The organism is Verrucomicrobiia bacterium (assembly GCA_035574275.1).
Classification (GTDB): domain Bacteria; phylum Zixibacteria; class MSB-5A5; order DSPP01; family DSPP01; genus DSPP01.
The window spans coordinates 1-1930 of sequence record DATLYY010000028.1 but is presented as its reverse complement, the minus strand read 5'-3'; the positions used below and the strand labels follow the sequence as shown (position 1 = coordinate 1930).

Genomic DNA, 1930 nt, shown 5'->3' with positions numbered 1-1930 from the left:
AGTACGCCCGTGCCGATAACCGCCGCGAGCATATCCGGCTATTTTTCCAACCAGCAATTCGAAAACCAGTATAAGGGCCGGGCCGTTTTGACCGGATGCGATTTCGCGTCTCCCTCTTCAAATCGGTCTCCCGTTTCAGTTCGCAGCACTTCCGGCGACTATATAAAAATCCGGAATAGTTTCATAACGGAATGGCAGACAACGGGAGTGCTTTTGGAAAGCAACGGCGGGGCGGACACTGCGGATTTGGGGTCGGTTGCCAACCCGGCTGACAGCGGATTCAATACGATTTCCAGTACCAGCGGAGCCTCGGGCTGGAAGTACATCAAGGATAACGACTACTGCTCCGGCTGTGGCACCCCGACCATTAAGGCGGAATGGAACTGCTACAACATCGATATTCCCCAGTCTAGCAGATTCTCACCCAACGTGGATTATAATCCATATGACAACGGGTGCTGCACGTGGTGCAGACTGGCCGTAGGAGAGGAAGAAAACGAGATTACAGTCAATAGGCCAACGGAGCTGTTGCAGAACTACCCCAACCCCTTCAACCCCACCACGCTGATTCAGTTTAATCTGGAAAAACCGGAACGGGTGAATTTGGAGATTTTCAATATTCTGGGGCAGAAGGTGCGGACGATACTGGCGGGGGAGGAGTTTTCCGCCGGGCCGTATGCGTTTCTTTGGGATGGGAAGGATGAAAAGGGAAGGGGGCTTTCTTCCGGGGCATATTTTTATCGGCTTTCGACGCCCACATATTCGAAAACCCATAAAATGATGCTGGTGAAATAGGAGACCGAGATGAAAAACGCAAAAGAGAGATTCTTCGCTACGCTCAGAATGACAAGTGGGATAGTATTGCTTCTTTCTGTTTCGGTTTTTGCCGGGGAGATTCGGCAGAATGTTGGAGATGGGGCTTTTGTTTCGAAAGTGGAGCAAACCCAAGAGGAAATTTTCAAATTCGACCTGCCGGAAATCCCGGCGGGTAGCCGGATTGACTTTGCGGGGCTGATTCTCCACATCCAGCGGGATTCCACAAGGGATGATTATCTTTCGTTCAAACTTTCCCCGATAACCAGCGACTGGACGGCCAGTTCGATTCAAGGCGGACAGGTTTTGGCGCTGGATTCAACGTTTCCCGCTTTTGCCGTGGCGGACGTGAACCGGAGCGACAGGATTGAACTGGATATCACGCTGTTGGTAGCGGCTTGGCTCAAGGGGGAGAAGACCAACCGGGGATTTCTTTTGGAAACCGAGTTTCCGGAAGAAGAGACCAAGTTTGCGGCCAAGTCGAATGCGGGGGGCAAGGCGGAACTGGTCGTCTACTACACCGAGCCGGAGGCCAAAGCCGAATAGAAAATATTTTTCGCCCAAGGTATTGACAAACCTGTAACAAACTGTATTTTGGCTGTTTACCCGAAAACGGGAGGGTAGAATATTGCCCGTTCCCGGCTTTCGGGAAAAGCCGTTTACAGGACGTTTTCGAGGCCGTAAGAACCGGTATACAAGCGAGGACAACAACCGGGTTAATTTCGCCCAGATAGCTCAGTTGGTAGAGCACGTCCTTGGTAAGGACGAGGTCACCGGTTCAATCCCGGTTCTGGGCTTGTAATACGGAGATTAGAGATTCGAGATTGGAGATTAGCAACAACAAGAATCAGGAAAAACAGAGTTCGAAAAGCGAAAACTTGGGAACTGGAAAAGGTTATAACCATTAGCACCAGCGACGTTGAAAAAGCGAAACAGGAAGATAGAGCGGAGGGAAGCGTAAATGTCCAAACAAAAATTTGAGCGTACGAAGCCGCACGTGAACGTGGGGACGATCGGGCACGTGGATCACGGGAAGACGACCTTGACGGCGGCGATCACGATGGTTTTGAGCCGCCGGGGATTGGCGCAGATCCGGACGTTTGATTCCATCGATAAC

At 51.3% G+C, this 1930-nt stretch carries 3 protein-coding genes and 1 tRNA gene; all 4 read left to right on the top strand.

From position 1 onward, the window contains the following. On the top strand, nt 1-795 hold a 795-nt coding region (locus tag VNL73_04855), incomplete at its 5' end, for a T9SS type A sorting domain-containing protein (protein ID HXF48737.1). 66 nt (nt 796-861) lie between these two features. After that, nucleotides 862-1359: a DNRLRE domain-containing protein gene (locus tag VNL73_04850; protein HXF48736.1), complete on the top strand. Its 498-nt coding sequence runs from the start codon at nt 862-864 to the stop codon at nt 1357-1359. A gap of 178 nt (nt 1360-1537) precedes the next feature. Further along, a tRNA-Thr gene (locus VNL73_04845) sits at nt 1538-1610 on the top strand. Nucleotides 1611-1774: 164 nt separating this feature from the next. After that, nucleotides 1775-1930: GTP-binding protein (locus tag VNL73_04840; GenBank protein HXF48735.1), on the top strand; the 156-nt coding region annotated here is incomplete at its 3' end.